Annotated in this window: 26 protein-coding genes; 12 read left to right on the top strand and 14 right to left on the bottom strand. The window is 72.3% G+C overall.

What is annotated here, in order from left to right:
- Nucleotide 1: 1 nt before the first annotated feature.
- On the bottom strand, nucleotides 2-1,405 hold the full coding sequence (gene sthA / locus AC2XR2_RS41225) for a Si-specific NAD(P)(+) transhydrogenase (RefSeq protein WP_491517929.1): 1,404 nt from the start codon (nucleotides 1,403-1,405) through the stop codon (nucleotides 2-4).
- A 929-nt stretch (nucleotides 1,406-2,334) separates the two neighbouring features.
- Between sthA and AC2XR2_RS41230 the strand changes: the two genes are divergently transcribed.
- Nucleotides 2,335-3,456 (top strand): sulfite oxidase, encoded by a 1,122-nt coding sequence (locus tag AC2XR2_RS41230; RefSeq protein ID WP_491517930.1) that lies wholly within the window; start codon nucleotides 2,335-2,337, stop codon nucleotides 3,454-3,456.
- Nucleotides 3,457-3,549: 93 nt separating this feature from the next.
- Here AC2XR2_RS41230 and AC2XR2_RS41235 read toward each other — a convergent pair whose 3' ends face one another.
- Entirely contained in the window at nucleotides 3,550-3,756 is a 207-nt protein-coding gene (locus AC2XR2_RS41235; RefSeq protein WP_330262462.1) for a hypothetical protein, read from the bottom strand.
- A gap of 190 nt (nucleotides 3,757-3,946) precedes the next feature.
- On the opposite strand from AC2XR2_RS41235, the gene AC2XR2_RS41240 reads away from it, so the two are divergent.
- Nucleotides 3,947-6,220: an MMPL family transporter gene (locus AC2XR2_RS41240; RefSeq protein WP_491517931.1), complete on the top strand. Its 2,274-nt coding sequence runs from the start codon at nucleotides 3,947-3,949 to the stop codon at nucleotides 6,218-6,220.
- Here AC2XR2_RS41240 and AC2XR2_RS41245 read toward each other — a convergent pair.
- Entirely contained in the window at nucleotides 6,177-7,307 is a 1,131-nt protein-coding gene (locus tag AC2XR2_RS41245) for a PP2C family protein-serine/threonine phosphatase (RefSeq protein ID WP_381298158.1), read from the bottom strand. The two genes, AC2XR2_RS41240 and AC2XR2_RS41245, sit on opposite strands and share 44 nt — an antisense overlap.
- A gap of 58 nt (nucleotides 7,308-7,365) precedes the next feature.
- On the bottom strand, nucleotides 7,366-8,556 hold the full coding sequence (locus AC2XR2_RS41250) for a beta-1,3-glucanase family protein (RefSeq protein ID WP_491517932.1): 1,191 nt from the start codon (nucleotides 8,554-8,556) through the stop codon (nucleotides 7,366-7,368).
- Nucleotides 8,557-8,888: 332 nt separating this feature from the next.
- On the opposite strand from AC2XR2_RS41250, the gene AC2XR2_RS41255 reads away from it, so the two are divergent.
- On the top strand, nucleotides 8,889-9,785 hold the full coding sequence (locus AC2XR2_RS41255) for a GNAT family N-acetyltransferase (RefSeq protein ID WP_491517933.1): 897 nt from the start codon (nucleotides 8,889-8,891) through the stop codon (nucleotides 9,783-9,785).
- Nucleotides 9,786-9,863: 78 nt separating this feature from the next.
- On the opposite strand, the gene AC2XR2_RS41260 is transcribed toward AC2XR2_RS41255, so the two are convergent.
- Together AC2XR2_RS41260 and AC2XR2_RS41265 are read right to left on the bottom strand one after the other, a co-directional pair.
- On the bottom strand, nucleotides 9,864-10,220 hold the full coding sequence (locus AC2XR2_RS41260; protein WP_491517934.1) for a hypothetical protein: 357 nt from the start codon (nucleotides 10,218-10,220) through the stop codon (nucleotides 9,864-9,866).
- A gap of 98 nt (nucleotides 10,221-10,318) precedes the next feature.
- Nucleotides 10,319-11,197 (bottom strand): Gfo/Idh/MocA family protein, encoded by an 879-nt coding sequence (locus AC2XR2_RS41265; protein WP_381298166.1) that lies wholly within the window; start codon nucleotides 11,195-11,197, stop codon nucleotides 10,319-10,321.
- A 224-nt stretch (nucleotides 11,198-11,421) separates the two neighbouring features.
- On the opposite strand from AC2XR2_RS41265, the gene AC2XR2_RS41270 reads away from it, so the two are divergent.
- Together AC2XR2_RS41270 and AC2XR2_RS41275 are read left to right on the top strand one after the other, a co-directional pair.
- Complete coding sequence (locus AC2XR2_RS41270; protein WP_491517935.1) at nucleotides 11,422-12,279, top strand: aldo/keto reductase; 858 nt, start codon at nucleotides 11,422-11,424, stop codon at nucleotides 12,277-12,279.
- A gap of 159 nt (nucleotides 12,280-12,438) precedes the next feature.
- On the top strand, nucleotides 12,439-13,257 hold the full coding sequence (locus tag AC2XR2_RS41275; RefSeq protein WP_491517936.1) for an SAM-dependent methyltransferase: 819 nt from the start codon (nucleotides 12,439-12,441) through the stop codon (nucleotides 13,255-13,257).
- 104 nt (nucleotides 13,258-13,361) lie between these two features.
- On the opposite strand, the gene AC2XR2_RS41280 is transcribed toward AC2XR2_RS41275, so the two are convergent.
- Together AC2XR2_RS41280 and AC2XR2_RS41285 are read right to left on the bottom strand one after the other, a co-directional pair.
- Complete coding sequence (locus tag AC2XR2_RS41280; protein ID WP_491517937.1) at nucleotides 13,362-14,279, bottom strand: helix-turn-helix domain-containing protein; 918 nt, start codon at nucleotides 14,277-14,279, stop codon at nucleotides 13,362-13,364.
- 131 nt (nucleotides 14,280-14,410) lie between these two features.
- On the bottom strand, nucleotides 14,411-14,641 hold the full coding sequence (locus AC2XR2_RS41285) for a DUF397 domain-containing protein (RefSeq protein ID WP_123765701.1): 231 nt from the start codon (nucleotides 14,639-14,641) through the stop codon (nucleotides 14,411-14,413).
- A 210-nt stretch (nucleotides 14,642-14,851) separates the two neighbouring features.
- On the opposite strand from AC2XR2_RS41285, the gene AC2XR2_RS41290 reads away from it, so the two are divergent.
- The 3 genes from AC2XR2_RS41290 to AC2XR2_RS41300 all read left to right on the top strand — a co-directional run bounded on the left by AC2XR2_RS41290 (nucleotide 14,852) and on the right by AC2XR2_RS41300 (nucleotide 17,827).
- The gene (locus AC2XR2_RS41290; RefSeq protein WP_491517938.1) at nucleotides 14,852-15,400 is read left to right on the top strand and encodes an ATP-binding protein; all 549 of its coding nucleotides are present in this window, start codon (nucleotides 14,852-14,854) and stop codon (nucleotides 15,398-15,400) included.
- 28 nt (nucleotides 15,401-15,428) lie between these two features.
- Nucleotides 15,429-15,971 carry a hypothetical protein gene (locus tag AC2XR2_RS41295; RefSeq protein WP_491517939.1) on the top strand — a complete coding sequence of 181 codons (543 nt, stop codon included), beginning with the start codon at nucleotides 15,429-15,431 and terminating at the stop codon, nucleotides 15,969-15,971.
- Between the two features lie 89 nt (nucleotides 15,972-16,060).
- On the top strand, nucleotides 16,061-17,827 hold the full coding sequence (locus tag AC2XR2_RS41300) for an ABC transporter ATP-binding protein (protein WP_491517940.1): 1,767 nt from the start codon (nucleotides 16,061-16,063) through the stop codon (nucleotides 17,825-17,827).
- A gap of 21 nt (nucleotides 17,828-17,848) precedes the next feature.
- Here AC2XR2_RS41300 and AC2XR2_RS41305 read toward each other — a convergent pair whose 3' ends face one another.
- The gene (locus AC2XR2_RS41305) at nucleotides 17,849-18,205 is read right to left on the bottom strand and encodes a hypothetical protein (protein ID WP_391192437.1); all 357 of its coding nucleotides are present in this window, start codon (nucleotides 18,203-18,205) and stop codon (nucleotides 17,849-17,851) included.
- A 174-nt stretch (nucleotides 18,206-18,379) separates the two neighbouring features.
- Between AC2XR2_RS41305 and AC2XR2_RS41310 the strand changes: the two genes are divergently transcribed.
- Complete coding sequence (locus AC2XR2_RS41310; RefSeq protein WP_330262449.1) at nucleotides 18,380-18,622, top strand: DUF5133 domain-containing protein; 243 nt, start codon at nucleotides 18,380-18,382, stop codon at nucleotides 18,620-18,622.
- 60 nt (nucleotides 18,623-18,682) lie between these two features.
- Here the strand turns inward: AC2XR2_RS41310 and AC2XR2_RS41315 are convergent, their stop codons facing one another.
- Nucleotides 18,683-19,657, bottom strand: a complete 975-nt coding sequence (locus AC2XR2_RS41315) for a GlxA family transcriptional regulator (protein ID WP_491517941.1) — start codon at nucleotides 19,655-19,657, stop codon at nucleotides 18,683-18,685.
- Nucleotides 19,658-19,838: 181 nt separating this feature from the next.
- Between AC2XR2_RS41315 and AC2XR2_RS41320 the strand changes: the two genes are divergently transcribed.
- Both AC2XR2_RS41320 and AC2XR2_RS41325 read left to right on the top strand, forming a co-directional pair.
- Nucleotides 19,839-20,294, top strand: coding sequence for a hypothetical protein (locus AC2XR2_RS41320; protein ID WP_491517942.1), 456 nt, complete (start codon nucleotides 19,839-19,841; stop codon nucleotides 20,292-20,294).
- Nucleotides 20,295-20,408: 114 nt separating this feature from the next.
- On the top strand, nucleotides 20,409-20,624 hold the full coding sequence (locus tag AC2XR2_RS41325; RefSeq protein WP_330262446.1) for a hypothetical protein: 216 nt from the start codon (nucleotides 20,409-20,411) through the stop codon (nucleotides 20,622-20,624).
- Nucleotides 20,625-20,631: 7 nt separating this feature from the next.
- On the opposite strand, the gene tgmB is transcribed toward AC2XR2_RS41325, so the two are convergent.
- From tgmB to AC2XR2_RS41340, 3 genes are all read right to left on the bottom strand, one after another.
- On the bottom strand, nucleotides 20,632-21,606 hold the full coding sequence (gene tgmB, locus AC2XR2_RS41330; RefSeq protein ID WP_381298186.1) for an ATP-grasp ribosomal peptide maturase: 975 nt from the start codon (nucleotides 21,604-21,606) through the stop codon (nucleotides 20,632-20,634).
- 17 nt (nucleotides 21,607-21,623) lie between these two features.
- Nucleotides 21,624-21,815 (bottom strand): putative ATP-grasp-modified RiPP, encoded by a 192-nt coding sequence (gene tgmA, locus AC2XR2_RS41335; RefSeq protein WP_020134687.1) that lies wholly within the window; start codon nucleotides 21,813-21,815, stop codon nucleotides 21,624-21,626.
- Between the two features lie 131 nt (nucleotides 21,816-21,946).
- Entirely contained in the window at nucleotides 21,947-22,264 is a 318-nt protein-coding gene (locus tag AC2XR2_RS41340) for a YkvA family protein (RefSeq protein WP_330262444.1), read from the bottom strand.
- Between the two features lie 211 nt (nucleotides 22,265-22,475).
- On the opposite strand from AC2XR2_RS41340, the gene AC2XR2_RS41345 reads away from it, so the two are divergent.
- The gene (locus AC2XR2_RS41345; RefSeq protein WP_491517943.1) at nucleotides 22,476-23,495 is read left to right on the top strand and encodes a hypothetical protein; all 1,020 of its coding nucleotides are present in this window, start codon (nucleotides 22,476-22,478) and stop codon (nucleotides 23,493-23,495) included.
- 43 nt (nucleotides 23,496-23,538) lie between these two features.
- Here the strand turns inward: AC2XR2_RS41345 and AC2XR2_RS41350 are convergent, their stop codons facing one another.
- A complete protein-coding gene (locus AC2XR2_RS41350) occupies nucleotides 23,539-25,650 on the bottom strand; it encodes a xanthine dehydrogenase family protein molybdopterin-binding subunit (RefSeq protein WP_491517944.1) in 2,112 nt (703 codons plus the stop codon).
- Between the last annotated feature and the right edge of the window lie 9 nt (nucleotides 25,651-25,659).

The raw sequence follows: 25,659 nt of genomic DNA on the forward strand, positions 1-25,659 counted from the left end.
TTCAGTCCCCGATCCGGTCGATCTGGCGCAGCTTGTTCGTGGCGTCCAGGGCGGCCACCTTGTACGACTCCGCGAGGGTCGGGTAGTTGAACACCGCGTCGACCAGGTAGTCGACGGTGCCGCCGCAGCCCATCACGGACTGGCCGATGTGGATCAGTTCGGTGGCGCCGGAGCCGAAGCAGTGCACGCCGAGCAGAGTGCGGTCCTCGGCGGAGACCAGCAGTTTCAGCATGCCGTGCGAGTCGCCGATGATCTGGCCGCGGGCCAGCTCCCGGTAGCGGGAGATGCCGACCTCGAACGGCACGCGGTCCTCGGTGAGCTGGTCCTCCGTCCGGCCCACGAAACTGATCTCCGGGATGGTGTAGATGCCGATCGGCTGGAGGTGGTGCATCTGACCCACCGGCTCACCGAAGGCGTGGTAGGCCGCCGACCGCCCCTGCTCCATCGAGGTCGCCGCGAGCGCCGGGAAACCGATCACGTCGCCGACGGCGTAGATGTGCGGCACCTCGGTGCGGTAGTGCTCGTCGACCGTGATCCGCCCGCGTGGATCCGCCGACAGGCCCGCCTTGTCGAGGTCGAGGCCGTCGGTGAGCCCCTGGCGGCCGGCCGAGTACATCACCGCGTCGGCCGGGATCTTCTTACCGCTTTCCAGAATGGTCAGCGTGCCGCGGGGATGCCGTTCCACCGCGGCCACGGTCTCCCCGAACCGGAACGTCACCGCCAGGTCCCGCAGGTGGTACTTGAGCGACTCGATCACCTCGACGTCGCACATGTCGAGCATCCCGGCGCGCTTCTCGACCACCGTGATCTTGCTGCCGAGCGCGGCGAACATCGACGCGTACTCCATGCCGATGACGCCGGCGCCCACGATGACCATGGAGCGCGGGACCCGTTCCAGGTTCAGGACGTTGTCCGAGTCCATGATGGTCCGGCCGTCGAACTCGACGCTGTCGGGCCGGGCGGGCCGGGTGCCGGTCGCGATGACGATGTGCTCGGCGCTGAGCAGTCGTTCGTGGCCGGTGACCTCGCGCAGGGCGATCGTGTGGTCGTCGACGAAGCGGCCGGTGCCGGCGAACAGGGCGATGTGGTTGCGGGAGAGCTGGCTGCGGATCACGTCGACCTCGCGGCCCACCACGTGCTGGGTGCGCGCGGTCAGGTCGGCGACGGTGATGTCCTCCTTGAGCCGGTAGCTCTGTCCGTACAGGTCGCGCTGGGTGAGGCCGGTCAGGTACAGCACCGCCTCGCGCAGGGTCTTGGAGGGGATGGTGCCGGTGTGGATGGAGACCCCGCCGACCATGTCGGGGCGGTCGACGACGGCGACCCGGCGGCCCAGCTTGGCCGCGGCGATGGCGGCCTTCTGACCACCCGGACCGGATCCGATGACGAGCATGTCGAAGTCGGGCACCCTCGGAAGTCTGGCAGCCGGGAGGTCCTTTCCGAAAGGGTGAACGGTCAACCGGCAGTGCGTGTGAACGGGCCGGGGTGACGGGGACGTTGTCGTGGGGCCGCCGGGGAGACTCCGTGGACCGCGACGACGGGGACCTTGCGGACCGCGATGCGTGCCGGGGGAGATCTCGCGAACGGCGACGGCGGCACGCGAAGGCGCGGTGACCGTGAGGGTGGCGGGCGAAGGTGCGGTGACCGTGAGGGTGGCGGGCGAAGGTGCGGTGACCGTGAGGGTGGCGGGCGAAGGTGCGGTGACCGTGAGGGTGGCGGGCGAAGGTGCGGTGACCGTGAGGGTGGCGCGCAAAGGTGCGGTGACCGTGAGGGTGGCGGGGCTGATTGCGTGGGCCGTGAGGGTGGCGGGCGGATTGCGTGGACCGCGAGGGCGGCGGAGAGGCTCCCCCGCTTACCGCGCCAGCCGGGGGGAGAGAGCCTGCGCGGACCGCGACGGCGCGGGAGGGTGCGCGGACCGCAACAGCGGCCGGGCAGACTGCGCGGACCGCCACGGCGTGCGGGGAGCTTGCGGACGGCTACTCCTGCCGGGGAGGTTTCGCGGACGGCGACAACTGCGGGGAAGGTGCGGGGACCGCAATAGCGGCGGAGCCGTCTGCGCGGATCGCGACGACTGCGGGGAGCTTGCGCGGACACCGACAGGGGCGGGGCAGACGGAGAGGCACGCGGCTCCTGCGGGGAGCTTGCGCGGACACCGACAGGGGCGGGGCAGACGGAGAGGCACGCGGCTCCTGCGGGGAGCTTGCGCGGACACCGACAGAGGCGGGGCAGACGGAGGGGCACGCGGCGCCTGTGGGGAGCTTGCGCGGGCTGCGGTGACTGTCCTGCGAGCTTTGCACGGCGCGCGACAGGGGCGGTGAAGCGCGGGACAATGCGGTCATGGGTCACCGACTTGCCGATGTGAGCACCCCGGCCCGACTGGCGGCACCCGGCGAGGGCCTCGGCCGGGACGAACTGGCGCTCGCCGCCCGCAACCACGGCCTGCCCCTCGAAGCGATGCGCCACGACCTCACCCCGCCGGGACTGCACTACGTCCTCACGCACTACGACATCCCCTACGTCCCCGAGGACACCCCCTGGCGGCTCGCCATCGGCGGCACGGTCCGCCGCCCGCTCACCCTGACCCCGGCCGACCTGCGGGCCTTCCCCCAGGTCACCACCCGGGTCACCCTGGAGTGCGCGGGCAACGGACGGGCCCTGCTGACCCCCCGACCGGTCAGCCAGCCCTGGTTGGTCGAAGCCGTCGGCACCGCCGAGTGGACCGGCGTCCCGCTCCGGCTGCTGCTCGCCGAGGCCGGACTGGAGCCCGGCGCCGTCGACGTGGTGGGCACCGGCGCCGACCACGGCGTGGAGCGCGGTGTCGAACAGGACTACCAGCGGTCCCTGCCGATCGACGTGGCCACCGGCACCGAGCTCGAGGTGCTGGTCGCCCACGCGATGAACGGCGCACCGCTGCCCCCGCAGCACGGCCACCCGCTGCGGCTCGTCGTACCGGGCTGGTACGGCATGGCCCACGTGAAGTGGCTGCGCGAGATCACCGTCACCGACACGCCGTTCACCGGGTTCCAGCAGACCGTCGCCTACCGGCTTCGGCAGGACCCCGGCGAGGAGGGCGAGCCGGTCACCCGGATCGCACCGCGCGCCCTGCTCGTGCCGCCCGGCTTCCCGGACTTCATGTCCCGGGCCCGGGTGGTCCGGCCGGGCCCGGTGACCCTGGAGGGGCGGGCCTGGTCGGGCCGGGCCCCGGTGACCAGGGCCGAGGTCAGCACGGACGCGGGACACTCCTGGCACGAGGCGCGGCTCGAACCGGACACCGGCCACCGCTGGGCCTGGCGGCGCTGGCACTTCGACTGGCGGGCGGAACCGGGGGAGTTCGTCCTCAGCGCGCGGGCCACCGACGCGGAGGGCCACACCCAGCCGCTGGAACAGCCCTGGAACCGCGGCGGTTTCGCCAACAACCTCGTCCAGCGGGTCCAAGTGCTGTGCCTGGAGGGCGAGTAGCCGCGACACCGGGCCCGGCTGCCTGACGACAGCCGGGCATCCGGGGCCCCGACCACGGCTGTGGCCACGGCAGGGACCTGTCCAAAGCCCCTCCTACGGCAGCAACTTGTCCAGTGCCGCCGGCCCCTCCGCCGCCAGCTTGCGCCGGGCCCATTCCAGGCTGTGCGGGGTGATGTCCTTGCCCGAGGCGAGGACGAGGTCCTCCGGTGACACCTCGGTGCCGGTACGGGTGTGGAGCAGGGCGTCCGGGGTGGCGCGGTCCTCGGGACGCCCGGACGCGTCGGGCTGTGACGTCGGCATGATCTCGGCTCCTCGGATCCGGAAAGCTGGGCGGCCCGGTGAAATCAACGGGTCCGATATCACCATTCAACGCGCGGGCCGACCCTGCATCCGGAGCCGTCCGGACAACGGCCTCCCGGGATGCCCCGCTGATGCGACAGGCGTGTAATGGGGGTACTGAGCACTCGGGGACGGCAGGGAAGACGACGCCATGTCCACCACCAGCCGCAACAGCACGAAGAAGCAGCCCCAGGCATCGAAAGGGTCACTGCGCAGACTGGGCGAGTGGTGCGCCAGGCACTTCGTGATCGTCCTGATCGCCTGGCTCGTGGCCCTCGTCGCCCTCCAGGCCCTCAACCGGTCCTTCGGCGGGGACTACTCCGACAACTTCTCGCTGCCCGGCGTCCAGTCGCAGGAGGGCCTCGACGTCCTGAAGAAGCACGACCCGGCGGCCGGCGGCTACAGCAGCCAGATCGTCCTGCACGACAGTGACAAGGCGATCAGCTCGCTCAGCTCGCAGATGTCCACGACCGTCAGCGACCTGCAGAAGCTGCCGCACGTCCTGTCGGCCCAGAACCCGCTCTCCGCGCCCGCCTCCAAGGTCGGACCGGTCTCCTCGGACGGGAAGACCGCCTACATCACCGTCCGCTTCGACGTCCAGCCCTCCACCCTCGGCGACAGCTACCTGAACGGGGTCGACGACGCCGTACAGCCGCTGCGGTCCGCCGGGGCCGACGTCGAGTACGGCGGACCGCTCGGCGAACTCGCCCGGCCGAACGCCGACGACCGGGTGAGCGAGCTGATCGGCTTCGCCGTCGCGATCGTCGTCCTGCTCATCGGCTTCGGCAGTGTGATCGCCGCCGGCATCCCCCTGCTGACCGCGTTGATCAGCGTGATCGGCGGACTCGCCTGCCTCGGCCTGCTCGCCGCGGCGTTCACCTTCGCGACCGTCTCGCCCACCCTGGCCACCATGATCGGACTGGGCGTCGGCATCGACTACGCGCTGTTCCAGATCACCCGCCACCGGCAGGGCCTCATGGACGGCAGGGACCCGGTGCGCGCGGCGGGCCGGGCCACCGCCACCAGCGGACGGGCCGTGCTGGTCTCCGGCTGCACGGTGATCATCGCCCTGGCCGGACTGTCCGCGTCCGGGGTGGCGTTCATCGGGAAACTCGGACTCGCCGCCGCGGTGACCGTCGTCTCCGCGGTCCTGGGCGCCCTGACGCTGGTCCCGGCCCTGCTGGGCCTGATCGGCACCCGCATCGACCGCTACCGGGTGCGCCGCCCGGTCGCCGAGACCGATGCCCCCGAGGGCGAGACGCCGCACGGGACCTGGCACCGCTACGCCCAACGGGTCGAGCGGCGGCCCTGGCGTTATCTGGCCGCGGGCGTGACGACCGTCGTGATCCTCGCGATCCCGGTGTTCTCCATCCAGCTGGGCCATATCGGCGACGGAGCCGATCCGACCTCCTTCACCGACCGGCGGGCCTACGACCTGATGACCGACGCCTTCGGGCCCGGTTCCAACGGTCCGCTGACCGTGGTCATCGACCAGACCTCCGTACCGTCCTCCCAGCGCTCGGACCTGTCCACCCAGGCGCAGAAGACCCTGAGCGCCGTGCCCGGAGCCGCCACGGTCACCCAGCTGAACCCCACCCAGGACGGTGACGTCCTGCTCGCCACCGTCTACTCCAAGCAGTCCCCGCAGAGCGCCACCACCACCGACCTCACCAACCGCCTGGTCGACACCACCCTGCCCGCAGCAGTCTCCGGCACCGACGCCAAGGGGTACGTCACCGGCACCACCGCCGCCCAGGTCGACTTCAGGGACATCGTCTCCAGCCGGCTGCCGCTGATCATCGGCGTGGTCGTCGCGCTGGCCTTCCTGATCATCCTCGCGGTGTTCCGCGGCCTGCTCGTCGCCGTGAAGGCGGCCGTCCTCAACGTCCTGTCCATCGCCGCCTCCTACGGCGTCGTCGTCGCCGTCTTCCAGTGGGGCTGGGGAGGTCCCGCGCTCGGCGTCTCCGGGAAGGTGCCCATCGAGAGCTATGTGCCGATGATGATGTTCGCGATCATCTTCGGACTGAGCATGGACTACGAGATCTTTCTGCTGTCCCGGGTCCACGAGGCCTGGCTGCGCAGCGGGGACGCCAAGGCCTCCGTCGCCCACGCACTGGAGATCACCGCGCGGGTCATCACCTGCGCCGCGCTGATCATGGTGAGCGTCTTCGCCGCGTTCATCGTCAGCGACAACATCGTGGTCAAGATGCTCGGACTGGGCCTCGCGGTGAGCGTGCTGATCGACGCGACCGTCGTACGACTGCTGATGGTCCCGGCCGTCATGACCCTGCTGGGCCGGCACGCCTGGTGGACACCCCGGTGGCTCGACCGGATCCTCCCGCACATCGACGCCGAGGGGGAGCACGAGTCGGACGACGCGGTCAGCGGGACTCCGGAGCGCCGGGCGCGAGAACGAGCATCGTGACGTCGTCCTCGAGTTCGGGGGCGTAGCGCACCAGGTCGCTCCACACCCGCTCGGCGAGGACCGGCAGCGCGACGGGACCGGCCGGGCCGTCGGCCGAGAACTCGACGAGCCGGTCGAGCAGCGGGTAGAAGGCCCCGGCGGAGTTCCGTGCCTCCCAGACGCCGTCCGAGGCCAGGAAGAGGCGGTCGCCGGGCCGCAGCGGGACCGTGAGCCCGGCCGGGTACGCCCCGTCGGACAGACCCAGGCCGAGCGGGGTGCCCACCGGGGCGTCGAGCTCCACGGCCAGCCCGTCGCGCAGCAGCACGGGGCCGGGCTGACCGCACGCCACGATCCGCACCGCCTCGGCGCGGCCGCCGAACTCCAGCACCACGGCGGTGGCGAACAGCTCCGAGTGCCGTACGGCCGCGGAGTCCACCATCAGCCTGCGGTCGAGCCTCGCCGCCACCGACTCGGGGTCCGGCCGGTCGAGCACCGCCTCCCGGAAGGCCCCCAGCAGCGAGGCGACGGTCGCGACGGCGGACAGCCCGTGCCCCTGTACGTCGCCCATCACCACCCGCACCCCGCAGGGCCCCTCCCGGACGTCGAAGAAGTCACCGCCGACCAGCGTCCCTTGCTGCGCGGCCCGGTACAGACCGGCACACCGCACGCCTCCCACCCGCGCCGGCAGCGGCGGCACCACGGCCCGCTGCGCGGCCTCGGCCACCGCCCGCTCGGTCACCAGCTGGGCGTCACGCCGACTGCGGACGTACGACACGACCACGCTGAGAGCGGCCACGAAGCCCACGGTCAGGGCGTCCTCGGAGCCCGGATCGTTCAGCCGGAACGCCGGGATGTTCAGCACGGCCAGGACGGACGCCCCGAGCACCGCGGTCGCCGCCGGGCCGTACGACAGCACGGCCAGCGGCGGGATGGCGCCCAGCAGGAACCCGACGTCCAGCGGATCAGGGCTCACGAGGGTCGCCAGGCACACCCCGGCCAGCAGCGCGGCGGGCAGCACCCGCACCCAGCCGGGCGGCGGCGCGCCGCCCCGCAGCCAGGTCCGCCCGTCCCGGTCGCGGCGCGACGGCCGGCCGTGCACTCCGCTCACACCACTACGCTGCTACGGCGCGCCGGGCGCCGCACCCCGAGCCGGTCCCCGGACCCGGCTAGAACGGCGTCAGCGTCAGCCGTATCCCGGTCGGTGCCGTGTCCTGGACGTAGGACGCGAAGTCGGCCACGTCGTCGAAGGCGAAGCCGTACGCCCTGCCGTCCTGCGTGGCCGCGTGCATGGCCTTGGCGTAGTGGTTGGTGAGCGCGGTCCGGTAGAAGGACGCGGGGTCGGTGGTCGGCTGGGCGGCGGCGCCGACCAGCGTCGTACGGTTGAAACCGGCGCCGAGCACGGCGGCGACCGATCCCGTGGTGCCGTCGTTGGGAGCGGCGAGCGCGCCGTGGCAGAACAGCACGTCCCGGGTCGAGGGACGGGCGAAGGAGACCTGCGCGGGCCCGGTGAACACGAGCTGCCCGCCGCGCACCCGACCGGTGAAGGTCCCCGCGTTCGTCGTGACGGTCAGGTCCCTGCCGGTGTACGTGCTCCAGACCTCGTCGATGTACGGCGCGAGGTAGTCCGCCGGGAACAGGCCGGCGTCCAGGCCGTGGCCGGGCGCGATGACCCGCGTGTCGTCCACGACCAGCCGTGAGAACTTCTCGACCTGGCGCAGCGCGGCGAAGGCGCCGGCCCGCCCGGAGGCCCGCAGGGTGCCCGTCGTCTGGTCCTGCACGCCGGTCAGCCGGATGCTCAGCGGCACGCTGAACATGTCCACCATGGTGGTGTTGCAGAACATGCCCGCCGCGTTGTGGGTGAACTCGGCGCAGTCGTGCAGCACTTGGTAGTTGGGGTCCGAGGCGACCCAGCCCGCCGGGTACTGGAGGGCCGGGTCGCCGTTGCCGTCCGTGACGACCTTGAACTTCAGCTTCGCGCCCAGGGAGACGTAGATCCGGCCGGACAGGTAGGGGAGGGACAGGCGGGTCTCGCCGCCGCCGGACAGGCTGATCGCGTAGTCGGTGAAGCCGTCGGCGCCGTTGTCCGCGAGCGCGACCGGAGCGAGGGTGCCGTCCGGGGTGACACGGACCTGCCGGCCGTCCACGTTGCCCACGATGTAGACGTGGACGTTGGCGTTGTCGAAGGCGCCGGTGTCGTTGACGACGGTCAGCGGCAGCGCTCCGGCCGCCTCGGCGCGGTTGCTGTCGGCGAGGGCGTGGGGGGCCAGGGCGGCGACGGCGGGCGCGGCCGCCATGGCACCGCCGAGGGCGAAGAGGACCTTGCGGCGACCGGGACCACGCCGGTGACGAGGTGTCATGTGGGGGATCTCCTCAGCTTCGTGAGAGCGCTCTCAGGTGGGGGGCGAGGCCCGATGGTACGGACCATCGGCATGGCGGCCCAGAGGTCGGACAGCGCTTGATCCGGCTTTAAGGGCCGGTTAAGTCGTCCCCTGTGTAACGGAGTTGGCCGCGAAAGCCGGTGGACGCCGTCCCGGAGATCCCGTAGCGTGAGCCGCCACGCCTCGACACCAGCGGAAGGAGGCGAGTGCCATGCAGTTCACGACCGTCCAGCGCTCCCTCTCCGTCGTCCCGGCGTGCCTCGTCTGACCGGGAGCGCCTCACGCAGTACGCATCCCGGAGGAATCCACCCATGACCGATCTGGTCATCCGCGCGCTCGACGAGCGCGACGCCCACCTGTTCGACGCCCTGCCCGACCCGCTCGGCGTCCGCGAGTCCCACCGGCTCACCCGGCACCGCCCCGACTGGAAGCGGGTCGCCCTGCGCGACGGCGAGGTCGTGGCGCGCGCCGCCTGGTGGGGCGGCCCCGACGACACCGCGCCCCTCAACGTCAACTGGTTCGACGTGGCCGAAGGGCAGGAGGAGGCCGGCGCCGAACTCCTGCGCACCGCCCCCTGGCAGGTCGAACTGGAGATGAACCTGCCGGCGGGCTGGCGCGAGGACCCGGTCCTGCACGCGGCCGCCGACACCCGCCTCACCGCCGTACAGAAGGCGGGATACGAGCTCGTGGTCGAGCGGTTCCTGTACCGGTGGACACCGGACTGCGGACTGCCCGAACGGCCCGGCCGCCTGGAGTTCCGCCCCGAACCGGACGACGCCGTCTTCCTCGACCTGCTCCGCCGCATCCACTCCGCCACCCTCGACGCGCACGCCCTCAAGGCCATCGAAGAGGGCGGACTCGACCGGGCCGCCCAGGAGGAACTCGACTTCTTCCACTGGTGCCCCTCGCCCCGGGAGTGGTGGCAGATCGCGTACACCCCCGAAGGCGACACGGCCGGCATCCACATCCCGGCCCACAACCCCTCCGGGCCGTGCGTCGGCTTCATCGGCGTCGTGCCGGAACACCGAGGACACGGCTACGCCTACGACCTCCTCGCCGAGTGCACCCACCACCTGGTCGAGCGGGGCGCCGAGTTCGTCTCCGCCGCGACGGACCAGGGGAACTTCCCGATGGCCGCCAACTTCACCAGGGCGGGCTACCCCGTCGTACGGGAACGGCTGAACTTCCAGCCCGCGCGGGGTCGTTGACCTGAACTCCCACCCGGCGTGGCGCGACGAGCCGCTCACTCGCCCTGCGTGGACCCGTCAAGTGTGCCGCGTCCCGGCTCAGCTCGACAGGACGGCGACGGCGATGAGCGCCGCGAGCATCAGCACCACGCAGCCGCAGGTGGTCAGCGCGTCGCGTCGGGCGCCCTTGACTCCCTCCTCGGTGTCCGCCCGCCAGGACGGGTCGAGGACCACCTCGCCGGACTCGAGGGCCGCCGCCACCCGCTGGACCTCGGCATGGGAGTACACCGTGCAGGTGTTCACGCCGAGGGTCCCGTAGCCCTTCCGCTCCTGGGTCGCCACCCCGTGGGCGGAGGCCACCTGGGGCACGTACTTGCGTCTGACCGTCCAGAGAGCGGCGGCCCTGTCGGCCTGTACCCAGCTGAAGCCCGAGGGCGGCACGTCCGGCGTGGTCATGCCCACCATGGTCCCGCCGAGGGCGGCACGGGACAAGACGGCACCAGCGACCCCACCCGGCGTCAACGGCAGCCTGTGCTTGTCGCGCCAGAGACGGCCTAGCGTTCCAGCAGTGCCTCCGCCTCCGTGAGGATCTCCGTGACGCGCAGGCCGAACGCGGCGTCGCACGGGTGGGGTTGCCCGGTGCGGGCGGCGCTGAGCAGGGCGTCGGCCGCCCGGGCCATGGCCGGTCCGACGCCCTCGGACGATTCCGGGAGCCGGGCCACCCCACCGGCACCGCGCAGCTCCACGCCCGCTCCCGCGGCCGCCGACGGCGCCGTGAGGCTCAGCGTCAGGGTGCTCGACGCGCCGCCGGTGTGCCGCAGCACCAGGTGGACGGTGTCACCGGGACCGTGCGCGGCCGCCGCCACCTCACGGACCTCGCCCAGGACCGGCAGCAGCACCGACAGGGCGTGCGGACCCACGTCCCACAGCGCGCCCTTCTCCCGTCGCCACGGCGAGTCCGCGAACGGGCTCTCGCTGGTGAACACCGACCCGAGCCACTCCGCCCGCCCGGTGAACCAGCCCTCCACACCCGCCTGTTCACCGATCCACGCCTCGGTCTCGGCCAGGAAACGGGAGGTGAAGAACACCACCGAGGCGACCTGGGCCTCCCGGACGGCCTCGACCACCGCCCGCCCCTGCTCGACCGTCGTGGCCAGGGGCTTGTCCAGCAGCAGATGGCATCCCGCCCGCGCGGCCCGCGCCGCGAGCTCGGCCTGCACGCCCGGCGGCAGGGCCACCGCGACGGCGTCCACGTCGGCGAGCAGCGCGTCGACGTCGTCGTACCCGCGCGTGCCGTGCTCGTCGGCCAACTCCTTGGCGGCGTCCGGACGACGGCCCCACACCCCGGCGAAGTCCAGCTCCGGGTGTGCGCTGAGCGCGGGGGCGTGGGCCATCCGGGCCCAGGGACCGGTTCCGAGCAGTCCGATACGCATGCCGCCACCTCTCTCGCCACTGCCGAATCTCACGACGACCGGCCCCGGCGGAACCGGGTGGTCGAGGTGAGGGTGTCACACGCGGGCGGCCGTCGCGCAACCACCGCGATTCAGTGGTCCGGTCGCTGAATCCGTTCTCGTTCTTCTATTGGACCCTCGGCCCGGGAGGCGGCCACTCTGGAAGATGCTCTGTCCCGTTTGACAGCCGAAAGAGGTCCAAGGCCATGCACACCCGCCGCATCGGTGATGTCGACGTCAGCTCGATCGGCCTGGGCGCGATGCCCATGTCCATCGAGGGGCGGCCGGACGAGGAACGCTCCATCGCCACCGTCCACGCCGCGCTCGACGCGGGCGTGACCCTCATCGACACCGCCGACGCCTACCACCGCGACGCCGACGAGGTCGGACACAACGAGACCCTGATAGCCAAGGCGCTCGCCTCCCACGAACGGGGAGGTGACGTCCTCGTCGCCACGAAGGGCGGCCACCTGCGCCCCGGCGACGGCAGCTGGACCCTCGACGGCAGCCCCCGGCACCTCAAGGAGGCCTGCGAGGCCTCCCTGACCAGGCTCGGGGTGGAGGCGATCGGGCTGTACCAGTTCCACCGCCCCGACCCCCGGGTCCCCTACGAGGAGTCGGTCGGCGCCGTGCGCGACCTCCTCGACGAGGGCAAGATCCTCATGGCGGGCGTCTCCAACGCGAACCCGGAACAGATCCGGCTGGCCAACGAGGTCCTCGGCGGCCGACTGGTCTCCGTGCAGAACCAGTTCTCCCCGGCCTTCCGCTCCAGCGAGCCGGAACTGCGCCTGTGCGACGAGCTCGGCATCGCCTTCCTCCCCTGGAGTCCCCTCGGCGGCATCTCCCGCGCCGGTGAACTCGGCTCGGCGCACGCCCCGTTCGCGCGGATCGCCGAGAAGTACGGGGTGAGCCCGCAGCGCGTCTGCCTGGCCTGGATGCTCGCCAAGTCGCCGGTCGTCGTGCCGATCCCGGGCTCCAGCCGCCCCGAGACCATCCGCGACTCGCTCGCCGCCACCGACCTCGAACTGAGCGCCGACGAACTCGCGGAGCTGGACGCCGCCTGAATCCGCCCCGCAGGGCATCCCGCCGGTGCAGTCCCCCGGTCCGTCACGTCGCTCGTCCGTGGCCTTTGACCGTGTGCGGACTGGCACCGGCGATCGTGGTGTCTCTAGGATGGACTCCCTGCCCTGCCAGGCCAGTTGGCGGCAATAGCTGGGGGAAAGATGAGCACCGGTAAGAAGCTGTCCACCTCGATCGACGCCTCCGTGCCCACGGCCGCGCGTATGTACGACCACTATCTGGGCGGCAAGGACAACTACGCGGCCGACCGCGCCGCCTGCGAGGAACTCGACAAGGTCGTCCCCAGCACCCGCAGGCTCGCCGTGAACAACCGGCGCTTCCTCCAGCGGGTGGTGCGGACCCTCACGCAGGAGCACGGCATCCGGCAGTTCCTCGACCACGGCTCCGGTCTGCCCACGCAGGACAACGTCCACCAGGTCGCCCAGGCTGTCGACCCCACCTCACACGTCGTCTACGTCGACAACGACCCGATGGTCCTGGTGCACGGCCGGGCGCTGCTGGAGCAGGACGAGCGCACCGCCGTCATCCACGCGGACATGCGGGAGACCGAGGCGATCTTCGCGCACGAGGACACCCAGCGGCTGATCGACTTCTCGCAGCCGGTGGCCGTGCTGTTCAACTCGGTCATGCACTGCATCCCCGACAGCGACACCGACGGCCCTGCCGCCCTGGCCGCCCGGGTGCGCGAGCGGCTCGCGCCGGGCAGCTTCATGGTGATGTGCCAGCTGGTCAGCGAGGACCCCGAAGTCCGCGCCTTCGTCACCGACTTCATGGACAAGGCGACCCAGGGGCACTGGGGCCGGGTGCGTGAGGAGAAGGACGTCGCCGAGTGGTTCGACGGCCTGGAGATCCTCGAGCCCGGCCTCGTGGAGGTCTCCACCTGGCGCCCCGACTCCGAGGTGGCCCCCCGTCAGCTCACCCACGAGTGGATCGAGTTCGGCGGAGTCGGCCGGCTGCCCTGACCCCCCACTCACACCCCGACGCCCCTGGCGCGACCGAGCAGGTCCAGTGCCAGGGGCGTTGCCGTGCCGACGTGACCGGGCCCTGAGAGGCGACGCGCGACGCGTCAGCCGCCGTAGCGCTGTTCCATCGTCTCGCGCAACCGCTCCAGCGAGGCCCGGGGTTCGAGCGCGTCGTCCGCCAGGCGGTCCAGGGCGAGGCGGTACTCCTCCGTCTCGTCCCGGTCCTCCAGGAAGTTGGCGCTCTTGATGTGCTCCAGATAGACGACGTCCGGCAGATCGAGGCCGCCGAAGCGCAGATACGTGATCGGGATGGCCGGGGCGGAGGCGTTCGTCACGTCCAACGGGATGATCTGCAAGGTCACATTGGGCCGCTGGGCCATCGTGACGAGATGCGCGAGCTGCTCCCGCATGACCTCCCGGCTGCCCAGCACCCGCAGCAGCACGGACTCGTCGATCACCGCCCACAGCTGCGGGGCGTCGGGGCGCAGCAGCAACTGCGCGCGCCGGGTGCGCAGTTCGACGCGCCGGTTCACCTCGCTCGCGGGCGCGGTCGGCAGGCCCCGCTCCACCACCGCACGGGTGTAGTCGGGAGTCTGGAGCAGTCCGGGGACGTACTGGATCTCGAAGGTACGAATGGCCGCGGCCGCCTCCTGGAGCCCCACCAGCCGGTCGAACCACTCCGGCATCAGCCGCTTGTCGTAGCGCTGCCACCAGCCCGGCTCGCCGGCCCGCTGGAGCAGCTTGAGGAGCACCGAGGACTCGTAGTCCTCGGTGCCGTACAGCTCCAGGAGGGCGCGGACGTCGCTCTCGGACGGGGGCCTGCGACCCTTGCCCGACTCGATGCGGGACAGCTTGGCGGGGCTGAACCCGAGGGCCCGCGCCGCCTGGTCCTGGGCGAGCCCGGCATCCTCGCGGAAACCCGCCAACTGGACGCCGACCAGCATCTTCAGCAGCGTGGGAGCCGGTTCGGACCGGTCCAGGTACGGTTCCAGGCGGGAGATGCGGTGGGACGCGGCAGACATCCTGACTCCCAGTAAACCGGCACAGAGACGACTCACACTATCGCACGCAGCGTGGCCGTACCGCATCATTCCGTAGAAGCCGGTCGCCGTACGGGAGGTGAAACGGCCGTCACTCCGCCCCCGCCCGCACCTCACAGCAGGTGGTCGAACTCACCGTCCTTCGCGCCGGCGACGAACGCCGCTACCTCGGCCGGGGTGTAGACCAGCGCGGGGCCGTCCGGATAGCGGGAGTTGCGCACCGCGACACCACCGTCGACCAGTGAGGCCACTTCGACGCAGTTGCCCTCGGCGTTGCTGTGGCGGCTCTTGACCCAGCGGGCGTCGAGCGAGCTCGCCCGCACTCCGTTCTGCACTGGTGGCACTGCTGTCTCCTTGCTGTTCACGTTCCTCGCCGGGCGCTGCCGCCCGGCCCTTCGGACGGGAGGGGGCGCACATCCACAACCTCCGTGGCCCCACCCGCCCTTCGCGCAATTTCTCGTGCAATTGCACGCGGGCGCCTTCAGCGTGGATAATAGCTCCGGCGTCAACCCCTGCGGTTGCGCCCCGTCTTGACGTCGCATCAGGGAGATGCCGTGTCATCACCTGCGAAACATGTGCTCCGGCCGCCGATCGAGGCTGTGCCGGAGGCGGGTGATGCGGGCACGGCCGGTGAGCCCCCGCGGCGCCCGGACCCCGTCGGTGCCCGGCGCCCGCCTGCGGGCGGACCGCTGGTCTCCGCCGCGCTGCTCGTCGCGTGCAGCGGGGAGGGGTTCGCCCGGGCCCGCGCCTTCACCCGCGAGACCCTCGGCGGCTGGTCCATCGGCCACCGCAGCGACGACGCCACCCTGGTCATCACCGAACTCGCGGCCAACGCCGTGGCCCACGCGGTGCTGCGGCCCGCGGCGGACGGTACGGCCGAGGTGTGGCTGGGGCTGTCCCTGGGCCCCTCCCATCTGCTGGTCACCGTCTCCGACCCCGGGGACGAACCACCCGCGTACACCCCCACCGACGACTGCTCCCTGCGGGAGCACGGCCGGGGGCTGTACATCGTCGACGCCCTGGCGGAGGAGTGGGGCTGGACCTCGCGGCCACCGGCCGGCAAGACCGTCTGGGCCAAGCTGTCGACCACCCCTCCTCCCTGACATGACCGCCGCGGAAAGGTCTCATGCCATGCGCACCGCTCCGGACCAGCCGAGCCACGAGCGCACCAGCAGCCCCGCTCCCTCCGCCGGGGTGGCGCGCACCACGCCCCTCTCGGCGCTGAGCCGGGTCCCCTGGGGCGAGATCCAGGACTCCACCGGCAATGCGGCGGCCATCCCGCTCCTCCTCAACAGCGTCGCCTGGGGTGACCCCGACACCGCCGGCGCCGCACTCGGTGAGCTGCGCCGGCGCATCTGCCAGTACGGCTTCGTCGTCGAGCAGGCCACCGCCGCCACCGTCCCCTTCCTCTGGGAGCTCGCCCAACTGCCCCAGGTGACCTGCCGGGCCGAGATCATCCAGCTGCTCCGGAGCATCGCCGGGGCCCGCCAGTGGGAGAGCACCGCGGCCGTCTATCCCAAACTGCTCAACCACCGCGAGAACCCGGTGGTCTGGGAGCGCCAGGCCCGCCAGGCCGTGCGGGCCAGGAGCGGGGCCCTCAGCACCCTGATGGCCGACGACGACACCGAGATCGCCCACGCGACCACGGAACTCGCCCGCACTCTGGACGAGTAGGAGGCCGTTCCGCCGGCTGGTGTATCCCTGGTCGACGAGGGGGAGAAAGCGCTTGCCCTCACATCGGCAACCGGGGAGGACCGCCGACGATGGCATCGTCGCTGGAGAAACCGCTCGACCACCGCTATCGGGGCGAACACCCGATACGCACACTCGCCTACCTGTTCCGCGCCGACCGCCGCCGACTGGCCGCGGCCGTCGCGGTGTTCACCGTCAAGCACAGCCCGATCTGGCTGCTGCCGCTGATCACCGCGTCCATCATCGACACCGTCGTGCAGCACCAGCCGGTCTCCCGGCTCTGGACCAGCGTCGGCGTCATCCTGTTCATCCTGCTGATCAACTACCCCCTGCACGTCCTCTACGTCCGCCTCCTGTACGGCAGCGTCCGCCGCATGGGGACCGCCCTGCGCTCCGCCCTGTGCACCCGTATGCAGCAGCTGTCCATCGGCTACCACTCACGCGTCAGCGCCGGAGTGCTCCAGGCCAAGGTGGTGCGGGACGTCGAGACCGTCGAGCAGATGGTCCAGCAGACCGCCGAGACCGGCCTCGGCGCCACCACCGTGCTGATCGGCGGACTGGTCATCATCGCCGTACGGACACCGGAGTTCGTGCCCGTCTTCCTCGTCGTGGTGCCCGCCGCCGCCCTCGTGGTCGCCCGGCTCAGAGCCCGGCTGCGCACCCACAACGAGCACTTCCGGCACGAGGTCGAGACCCTCTCCTCCCGGGTCACCGAGATGACCCGCCTCATCCCGGTGACCCGCGCCCACGGCCTGGAGAACAAGGCGCTGCGCCGCATGGACGGCACCCTGCGCCGCCTGCTCACCTCCGGGAACCGCCTCGACCTGGTCAACGGCCGCTTCGGCTCGCTGGCCTGGGTCGTCCTCAACGTGGTCGGCGTGCTCGTCCTGACCGCGGCGGCCCTCGTGTCGTACTACGGCGTCTGGGGCGTCACCGCCGGCGACGTCGTCATGCTCAGCGCCTTCCTGACCACCCTCACCAACTCCACTACCACGCTGGCGGGACTCGCCCCCGTCATCACCAAGGGCCTGGAATCCGTCCGTTCCGTCGGCGAACTGCTCCAGGCGCCCGAACTGGAGGACAACGAGGGCAAGGCCCGGGTCGAATCGGTGCGCGGGGCCGTCGAGTTCCAGGGCGTGGAGCACGCCTACGACAACGGACGGCCCGCCGTACGCGACTTCACCCTCTCCGTCACCCCCGGCGAGACCGTCGCCCTGGTCGGCGCGTCCGGCGCGGGCAAGTCCACCGTCCTCAACCTCGTCATCGGCTTCATCCGGCCCACCAAGGGCCGGCTGCTGCTCGACGGCACCGACATGAACACCCTCGACCTGCGCACCTACCGGCGTTTCCTGTCCGTCGTCCCGCAGGAGTCCATCCTGTTCGACGGCACCGTCCGGGAGAACGTCGCCTACGGCATGGACGACGCCGACGAGGAGACTGTACGGGCCGCCCTGCGCGACGCCAACGCGCTGGAGTTCGTCGACCGGCTGCCGCGGGGCCTCGACACCCTGGTCGGCGAGCGCGGCGCCCGGCTGTCCGGCGGGCAGCGCCAGCGCCTGGCCATCGCCCGGGCCCTGATCCGCGACCCGCGGGTCCTGGTGCTCGACGAGGCGACCTCGGCCCTGGACACCCGCTCCGAGGCGCTCGTCCAGCAGGCGCTCGCCCGGCTGCTGCACGGCCGTACGACCTTCGTCGTGGCCCACCGGCTGTCGACCGTACGCGGCGCCGACCGGATCGTCGTCCTGGGGGAGGGACGGATCCTGGAGACCGGCACCCACGAGGAACTCCTGCGCCGCGGCGGCGCCTACACCGCGCTGCACGCCGGTCAGCTCGCCTGAGGCGCCGGCTCCCGCCGGGTGTCACGCGGCGCTGCTGCGGGGCACCCGGCGCGGGCACGTCGAGTCGTGGTCGGTGCCGCAGCTCGTCCACCAGCGCTCGCAGCACGCGGTGTCGAGCTCGGCACGGACGATCTCGTCGGCGACCCCCGCACCGGGCCCGCCGGAGGTGGCCGCACGCCTTCGCATATCGGCCAGCGCCCGCCGCTGGTCGCAGATCACGCACTCCCGCACGACGGCGATCACCGGCACCAGGCTCGCCGCCGCGAACAGACACGCGGCCCACGGCGGCCCGTCGCGCAGGGCCAGCGCCGCGGCCCAGACGAGTCCGGTGGTCGTGGCGAGGTAGAGGGCACTGAGGAGTCCTGCGGAGCGGTTCATGTGCGTATACCGTTCATGGTGCGAGGGATGCCCCTTGTCCAACGGTTTGCGACCCCTCGGGGAAGCGGGTGCGGTCGCACGGTATTGCGCCAATTGCGTGCCGGGCGGCGGCGGATGGGATTGGGCCGGGACACACGGGGCATACGCAGCGAAAAATCGAGAGAGGGGCACTACGTGCTCGTGCCGGACCCGAAGGCCGTCAGAACGCTGCTGACCCGCTACGCGTCACTGAGGATCGCGCAGGCGGAGAGGGAGAGGCCGGCGACGGCCCGTGAGCTGGCCGACGTCAGCTACACACTGTGCGTGATGATGGGCACCACCGACGTCGGTGAGGCGGTCGCCAGGGCGGACGCCCTGCTGCCGGCCGTGGGACGTACGGATCCCGAAGGGGAGAGCGGCCTGCCGCTGGCCGTCTGATCCGCGAGGACAGGGGCCTCCGCGAGGACACAGGCCCACGACGCCGGACCCGGCGGGCGGTCACGAACCCGCCGCCGCCGGGACCGCGTCCTTCGCGTGGAAGGCCGCCCGGTACGCCTGCGGAGTGGTGCCGACCACCCGGCGGAACCGCTCCCGGAACGCCGTGGGAGAGCCGAACCCCGCCTGCCGCGCCACCCGTTCGACCGGGTGCGAGGTGTTCTCCAGCAGGTACTGGGCGCGCCGCACCCGGGCCCGCAGCAACCATTGCAGGGGTGTGCTGCCCGTCTGCTCGCGGAAGCGGCGGCTGAAGGTGCGCTCGCTCATCCCCGACCGTGCCGCCATCGCCCCCAGGGTGATCTCGTGGGCCAGATTGTCCTCCACCCACTCCAGCACCGGCTCCAGCGTCGAACCGCGGGGCACCGGGGGATGGTCGTACACGATGAACTGGGCCTGTCCGCCCTCCCGTTCCAGCGGCATGACCGACATCCGGGCGGCGTGCGCGGCGACCGCCGAGCCCAGGTCCCGGCGGATCATGTGCAGACACATGTCGAGGGCGGCGGCCGCGCCGGCCGAGGTGAGGATCTGACCGTTGTCGACGTACAGCACGTCGGGCTGGACCTCGACGGCGGGGAAACGCCGTGCGAGGTCGCCGGCGGCCACCCAGTGGGTGGTGGCGCGCAGTCCGTCCAGGAGTCCGGCCTCGGCCAGCACGAACGCGCCCACGCACACGGACGCGATCCGGGTCCCGGCCGCCGCCGCGTCCCGCAGTGCGGCCAGGACGCGCGGGGACGGCGGTCCCGCCACGGGGGAGCGGCCCGGCACGATGATCGTGTCCGCCTCCGTGAGGGCGTCGAGCCCGTGCTCGACCCGCAGGGCGAACCCCCCGTCCGCGCGGACCTCTCCCGACTCGGCGCACAGCCGGACCCGGTAGCCGGGGCGGCCGTCGGGCAGGTGCGTCCAGTCGAACACCTGCATGGGCGCCGCCATGTCGAAGGGCACCACGTCGTCGAGAGCCAGGACCGCCACGGAATGCATGACCGCCACGATAGGCGGGTTCCCGCCAGAGCCGTACGCCCGGGTGCCTGGGGGAAAGTGCTGTCAGCGGAGTTGGCGGGAATCCGTTGGAAGCTGTCGTTTCTGCCGCTGGGGTGATCGTCTCGCGGCTTCCTAGGGTGGGCGGGCACGCCGACCGCACCGGAGAAGGACACCCCGCCCCATGACCAAGTTCCTGCTGACCCTGCACGTCCTCGCGGCCATCGTCGCCGTCGGGCCGGTGACCGTCGCGGCCAGCATGTTCCCGCCCGCGGCCCGCCGGGCCCACGAGGAGGAGACCGGGGCCGGCACTCTCCGGCTGCTGCACCGCATCTGCCGGGCCTACGCCGGTGTCGGCCTCGCCGTCCCCGTCCTGGGCGTCGCCACCGGAGCCGCGATGGGCGTCCTCGGCGACGTGTGGCTGACCACGTCCATGGCCCTGACCGCGGCGGCCGCCGGTGTCCTCGTCGCCTTCGTCCTGCCCCGGCAGGGCGAACTCCTGGAGGAGCTCACCGGACAGGGGAGCGTCGAGCGCCGCGGTACCGTCCAACTCGCCATGTTCACCGGGGTCTTCAACCTGCTGTGGGCGACCGTGACCGTCCTGATGATCGTCCGGCCGGGGTCCACCACCGGGGCATGAGCGCCGTCGGGCCGTCAAGCCCGACACCGGAATTCGCACTCCGGTGCGTGGGGGCGCCTAGACTCGACAGCCGGCCCACGCACGTGGGCCGCGAAACGAAAGGCGCGTTGACGGGTGTTCCAGGATTCCCCCATCTACGACCGACTCGTCGCCGAGCGCGGCGACGTCCCCGCTCTGACCCGCAGGGAGGCCGAGCGCGTACGCAGGGAACTGGAGTACGTCATGCGGCCGTACCAGTCCCTCATGCCCCCGCCCGCCCCCGAGCGTCCCGCCTCGCCCGGTCAGGGCTGGGTGCCCGCCCTCCCGCCCGCCGCCCCGCGGCCGTACTGACCCGGCCTCAGGACACCGCCGAGTTGGCCCCGTTGGCCGAGGAGCGCTGCTCCGGACCCGGCCGGGCCAGCCATGCCGCGATGCTGCGCGCGATGGGCTGCCCGGTCTCCACCTCGACGAAGCCGAACTGCCCCGACTGGTTGCACTCCAGGAACCACCAGGTCCCGTCCCCGTCCTCGGCGAAGTCGAAGGCACCGTAGGCCAGTTCGGCCGCCCGGAGATACTCCCGGACGGCCGTGGCCACCCGGGGCGGGACGTCGACGGGCTGCCAGGTGGAGGTGGGCGGGGCGAAACGGACGTCCACCTCGTCGTCCGGCCCGGTGGCCTTCCGGGCGGCCAGCATCGTCTCTCCCACGACGGTCAGCCGTATGTCGGCCCGCTTGGCCACCCGCCGCTGGAGCAGGGTGGGACCGAACGCGACGGCCGCGAAGTCGGTGTCCGGGTCGACCCGGCTGGTCGGCACCGCCCGCGGCGGATCCTGTGGATGCGCGCCGGAGACCGGCTTGACCACCAGATCCGGATAGCGCTCGGCGAACTCCCGGGCGGCCTGCGGGAACGTCGTCACGATCGTGGCCGGCACGGGCAGCCCGCAGCGCTGGGCGAGCCGTAGCTGCCAGGGCTTGTGCCGGGCCCGGGCGGCCGCGTCGGGATGGTTCATCCAGCGGGCGTCACTGCCCCGCAGCATGCCGTACAGCGCCTGGGCGGACTCCTCGGTCAGCCACTCCGAGGGCACGGCGGCCCGCGCCGCGGGCGTACCCGGACGGCGGACCCAGATCGAACGCAGCCCGGAGATGCCCACCAGGCGTCCCCCGGCCGACAGATGGCCGCGGAAGCGGCCGTGCACGTACTCGCCGGACAGCGCGACCCCGTCGGTGAGATCGGCCGGATCGAGCCGGACCACCGGAACCCCCGTGGCGTTGAGGTGCACCACGACCATGTCGGCCGTCACGTCCTCTTCGCAGGTCAGAATCAACACGGTCATCAGTCGTCGACCTGTGTTCAGTCGTCGAAGTGGGTCTTGGAGCCCGCCGTCGAGGTGGTGGTCCCCAGCTCTCGCATCAGGGCGTGGTCGCGGGCCGCGACCCGGCCGTCCATGAGCACGTTCAACTGCCGTCCGGAGTCGTAGACGTACGGAGTGGTCGCCTCCAACGCCGCTGCCGGACGTGCATAGTTGAGCGCGAACGGTTGCATCGTCTCTCCCTCGCCGGTACTGCCTCTAGCGGACGGCCGTCTCCCCACGACGCCGCCGGGTCACCGACTTTCTTCGGTCCCCAGAGACTTATACGAATCGAACGAGTGATTGGTTTCGTTACACTGCGTAATCACGGTCGGCGCGAGGCCTCCCGGTCCCCCTCGCCCAGCCGCAGGGCGGCCCGGTCGGCCGGGGAACCGCGCAGGGTGCGCAGGGCGAGCAGCAGGACACCGATGTCGTCGAGATACACCGGGTCCGGCACCAGATCGGTGGGCAGCACGAAGTACAGCAGCGCACCCCAGAAGACCCAGCGGGGCCCGGTGGGCAGTCCCGCCCGGCGCAGCCCGCGCCGGGTTCTGACGAGCCGTACCAGCAGTCCCACGGCCACCGCCAGCGCCAGCGCCGCGAGCACCGCGACGACGACGATCAGTGCTGTGGTCGTATCCACGGGCCGACCTCCTCCTCGGGCGCCCGACGGCGCGCTGACTGACGGATTCCCGCATCCGGCCGCCCTAGGCTCACCGAGGGCGGCACTCACACCCGTGGCTCATCCGAGTGGCACGCCGTCGTGGACCCGCTTACGAATGGGAGACCTCAATGTCGCGGTCGCACGACGGGGGCGCGTAGCAGCGACCGCACCCTGTGTCTGGAGCAGAAGCATGACCACCGGCCCGTCAGCAGCCCACCCGAACGAACCCGCCATACCGATCGAGACGGCGTACGGCGACACCGTCGGCGACCTGGTGCGTGCCGCCGTGGCCGACCGTCCCCTGGAGGACGTCGTCCACCTCATCACCCTGCTGGAGCAGTCACCCCAGTACGCGCAGGCCACGGCCGCGGCCCTCCGTGCCGTCGGCGTGGACCGGTCCGTGGACGACGTCACCCGGCTCGTCGCCCTGCTCACCCGGCCGCCCCGCGACCCGGACAGCGCCGACGAGGCGATCCGGGCCGCCGCCGAGTCCCGTCCCGTGGAGGACGTGACCCGCCTGGTGGCCCTGCTCAACCGCTCCGAACTGCAACCCCACTGCGGTCAGGAGGCGGTGCGGGCGGCCGCGACCGGACGGCCCGTCGAGGAACTCGTCGAGCTGATCGGCCGGCTGGCGCAGGAGAGGCCCGCGCAGCCGTCGTACGAACCGTCCGGGCCGCACCCGGCCCAGGAGGAGTACCCGATGCCGGGCCCGGAGGGGTTCCCGGCGCCTCCACGGCATCCCCCCGCACCCCGGCGGGCCGCACGCACCCCGGCCTGGCCCGGCCGCCTCGCCGCCCTCTTCCTGCTGGTGTGCGGTGTGCTCTGCTTCCCGGCGCACCGGGACGGGGCGTCGCTGCGGGTGTACGGCTTCGCCGTCGGCGTCTCGGCGCTGTGCGCCGTCCTGGCTCTGCTGCTGGCGATCCGGCCCGTCGTCCCGCTCCTCGCCCTGGCGGTGGTCCTGCCGGCCGGCGTGGCCGCGGGCCAGCTCCTCGACGGCCATCTCCGCCCCGCGGGCCTGTCCCGGGCCCTGGAGCTCCCGCTCGCCCCGGCATGGCTCGCCGGTACGGCGGCGGTGTGCGCGTCCCTGGCCGCGCTGACCGCGCTCGTGGTGCAGCTGACGGTGCCGGCCCGGCCGGAGCGGGCCCTGGCGGAACGGCGGACGGCGGAGCGGCCGGTCCGGGAGACGGCGGACGCTCCGCTGGCGCCGTAGCCGAGCATCCCGGGGTTCCGGCCCGTTGTAAGAACGGCCGGCGCTAGGAACTGCCCCTCTCCCGGACGCCGTTGAGCACGCGGTCCGGGGTGAGGGGCAGTTCGCGGAAGCGGACGCCGGTGGCGTGGAAGACGGCGTTGCCGATCGCGGCGGCCGTCCCCACGATGCCGATCTCGCCGATGCCCTTGCTGCCCATGGGGTTGAGATGGGGGTCGTCCTCGTCGATCCAGTGCGCCTCGACGTCGGGCACGTCGGCGTGCGTGGGCACGTGGTACGAAGCCAGGTCCGACTCCGTGAAGTCGCCGAACGCGGCGTCCATCGTGCTGCCCTCGGTGAGCGCCATGCCGAGCCCCATGGTCATGCCGCCGACGAACTGGGAGCGCGCGGTACGGGAGTTGAGGATGTGCCCGGCGGCGTACACCCCGAGCAGCCGGCGGACCCGGGTCTCGCCGGTGACCGTGTCGACGGTGACCTCCGCGAAGTGCGCGCCGAAGGCGTGCCGGGCGTAGGGGCTGTCGGCGTCGGCGCGGCCCGCGGTGTCGGCACGGACCTCGACGCCCTCCGCCGGCAGGGGCCCTTCGGCGAGGCGTTCCGCGAGCCGGGCGCACGCCTCATGGACCGCCCAGCCCCAGGACGCCGTGCCCGACGAGCCCCCGGCCAGCGACGCGGCGGGCAGGTCGCTGCACCCCACCTCGGTCCGCACCCGGGCGACGGGCACCCGGAGCGCGTCCGCGGCCACCTGCGCCAGCACGGTCCGGGCGCCGGTGCCGATGTCGGTGGCGTTGATCCGGACGAGGAAGCTCCCGTCGGGCCGTGCCCGCACCGCGGCCGTGGACGGTTGCGCCATGACGGGGTAGACGGCGGCGGCGACTCCTGATCCCACCAGCAGCGGGCCCTCGGTGCGGGAGCCCTGGACTGGATCGCGTGCGGCCCAGTCGAAGCGCCGGGCGCCCTCGCGCAGACACTCCACCAGGTGCCTGCTGCTGAAGGGCTTGCCGCTGTCGGGCTCGGTGTCCGGTTCGTTGACGACCCTCAACTCCACCGGATCCATGTCGAGTTCGGTGGCCAGTTCGTCGATGGCCGACTCCAGGGCGTACATGCCGGGCGCCTCGCCGGGGGCCCGCATCCAGGACGGGGTGGGCACGTCGAGGGGCGCCACGCGGTGTGCCGTACGGGAGTCGGGGGCGGCGTACATCACGCGGGCCGGTACGGCGGCCTGTTCGACGAACTCCTTGACGTGCGAGGTGTGGGTGGTGACCTCGTGGATCAGGGAGACGAGCCGTCCGTCGGGGCGGGCGCCGAGGCGCAGCCGGTGCAGGGTCGGGGCCCGGTGTCCGACGACGGCGGGCATGAGACGGCGGGGGAGTGCCAGGGTGACCGGCCGGCCGGTGTGACGGGCGGCCAGGGCGGCGAGCACCACGTCCGGGCGGGGCGTGCCCTTGGAGCCGAAACCGCCGCCCACGTGCTCGGCGACCACGGTGACCTGGTCCTCCGGGACGCCGAACAGGCCGGCCAGGACGCCCCGTACGACCGTGGAGCCCTGGGTGGAGGTGTGCACCGTGAGCCGGCCGTCGTGCCACTCGGCCGTCGTCGCGTGCGGTTCCATGGGGTGGTTGTGCAGGGGCGGCACCCGGTACCCGACGTCGACGCGGACGTCGGCGGCGGCGAACGCGCCCTCGGGGTCGCCGTGTTCACGGGTTCCCGGGTATCCGGCGTTGGCCTCCTCGGGGGCGTACGCGGCCGGATGATCGGCGGTGAGGGTGACGTCGTGGTCCTCCACGGCGTAGTCGACCCGGACGGCGGCGGCACCCGCGCGGGCGGCCTCCAGCGTCTCGCCGACCACCAGGGCGACGAACCAACCCCGGTGCGGGACACGGGAGTCGCGCAGGACCGCGAGCGTGGGATCGTCCGGCTCGGAGAGCCGCGGTGCGTTCTCGTGGGTGAGCACCGCCAGGATGCCGGGCAGGTCCAGAGCGGCCGTGGCGTCGATGCCGGTGACCCGGCCGCGGGCGATCGAGGCGGGCACGGGCCAGGCGTGCGCACGGCCGGGACGGGGCTGTTCGGCTGCGTAGCGGGCGGTCCCGGTGACCTTCTCCCGGCCTTCCCGGCGTTCGACGGGAGCGCCCAGGGCGGTGCTGTGCGCGGTGGCGTCCATGCGTTCTCC

It is taken from the genome of Streptomyces sp. LS-MS-L19 (genome assembly GCF_058382285.1).

What these genes read in the sequence shown, in the direction of transcription:
- AC2XR2_RS41230 (WP_491517930.1), top strand. Translation starts at nt 2,335, where the DNA reads ATGGGTCACCGACTTGCCGATGTGAGCACCCCGGCCCGACTGGCGGCA.
- AC2XR2_RS41235 (WP_330262462.1), bottom strand. Translation starts at nt 3,756, where the DNA reads ATGCCGACGTCACAGCCCGACGCGTCCGGGCGTCCCGAGGACCGCGCC.
- AC2XR2_RS41240 (WP_491517931.1), top strand. Translation starts at nt 3,947, where the DNA reads ATGTCCACCACCAGCCGCAACAGCACGAAGAAGCAGCCCCAGGCATCG.
- AC2XR2_RS41250 (WP_491517932.1), bottom strand. Translation starts at nt 8,556, where the DNA reads ATGACACCTCGTCACCGGCGTGGTCCCGGTCGCCGCAAGGTCCTCTTC.
- AC2XR2_RS41255 (WP_491517933.1), top strand. Translation starts at nt 8,889, where the DNA reads ATGACCGATCTGGTCATCCGCGCGCTCGACGAGCGCGACGCCCACCTG.
- AC2XR2_RS41260 (WP_491517934.1), bottom strand. Translation starts at nt 10,220, where the DNA reads ATGACCACGCCGGACGTGCCGCCCTCGGGCTTCAGCTGGGTACAGGCC.
- AC2XR2_RS41265 (WP_381298166.1), bottom strand. Translation starts at nt 11,197, where the DNA reads ATGCGTATCGGACTGCTCGGAACCGGTCCCTGGGCCCGGATGGCCCAC.
- AC2XR2_RS41270 (WP_491517935.1), top strand. Translation starts at nt 11,422, where the DNA reads ATGCACACCCGCCGCATCGGTGATGTCGACGTCAGCTCGATCGGCCTG.
- AC2XR2_RS41275 (WP_491517936.1), top strand. Translation starts at nt 12,439, where the DNA reads ATGAGCACCGGTAAGAAGCTGTCCACCTCGATCGACGCCTCCGTGCCC.
- AC2XR2_RS41280 (WP_491517937.1), bottom strand. Translation starts at nt 14,279, where the DNA reads ATGTCTGCCGCGTCCCACCGCATCTCCCGCCTGGAACCGTACCTGGAC.
- AC2XR2_RS41295 (WP_491517939.1), top strand. Translation starts at nt 15,429, where the DNA reads ATGCGCACCGCTCCGGACCAGCCGAGCCACGAGCGCACCAGCAGCCCC.
- AC2XR2_RS41300 (WP_491517940.1), top strand. Translation starts at nt 16,061, where the DNA reads ATGGCATCGTCGCTGGAGAAACCGCTCGACCACCGCTATCGGGGCGAA.
- AC2XR2_RS41305 (WP_391192437.1), bottom strand. Translation starts at nt 18,205, where the DNA reads ATGAACCGCTCCGCAGGACTCCTCAGTGCCCTCTACCTCGCCACGACC.
- AC2XR2_RS41315 (WP_491517941.1), bottom strand. Translation starts at nt 19,657, where the DNA reads ATGCATTCCGTGGCGGTCCTGGCTCTCGACGACGTGGTGCCCTTCGAC.
- AC2XR2_RS41320 (WP_491517942.1), top strand. Translation starts at nt 19,839, where the DNA reads ATGACCAAGTTCCTGCTGACCCTGCACGTCCTCGCGGCCATCGTCGCC.
- tgmB (WP_381298186.1), bottom strand. Translation starts at nt 21,606, where the DNA reads ATGACCGTGTTGATTCTGACCTGCGAAGAGGACGTGACGGCCGACATG.
- tgmA (WP_020134687.1), bottom strand. Translation starts at nt 21,815, where the DNA reads ATGCAACCGTTCGCGCTCAACTATGCACGTCCGGCAGCGGCGTTGGAG.
- AC2XR2_RS41345 (WP_491517943.1), top strand. Translation starts at nt 22,476, where the DNA reads ATGACCACCGGCCCGTCAGCAGCCCACCCGAACGAACCCGCCATACCG.
- AC2XR2_RS41350 (WP_491517944.1), bottom strand. Translation starts at nt 25,650, where the DNA reads ATGGACGCCACCGCGCACAGCACCGCCCTGGGCGCTCCCGTCGAACGC.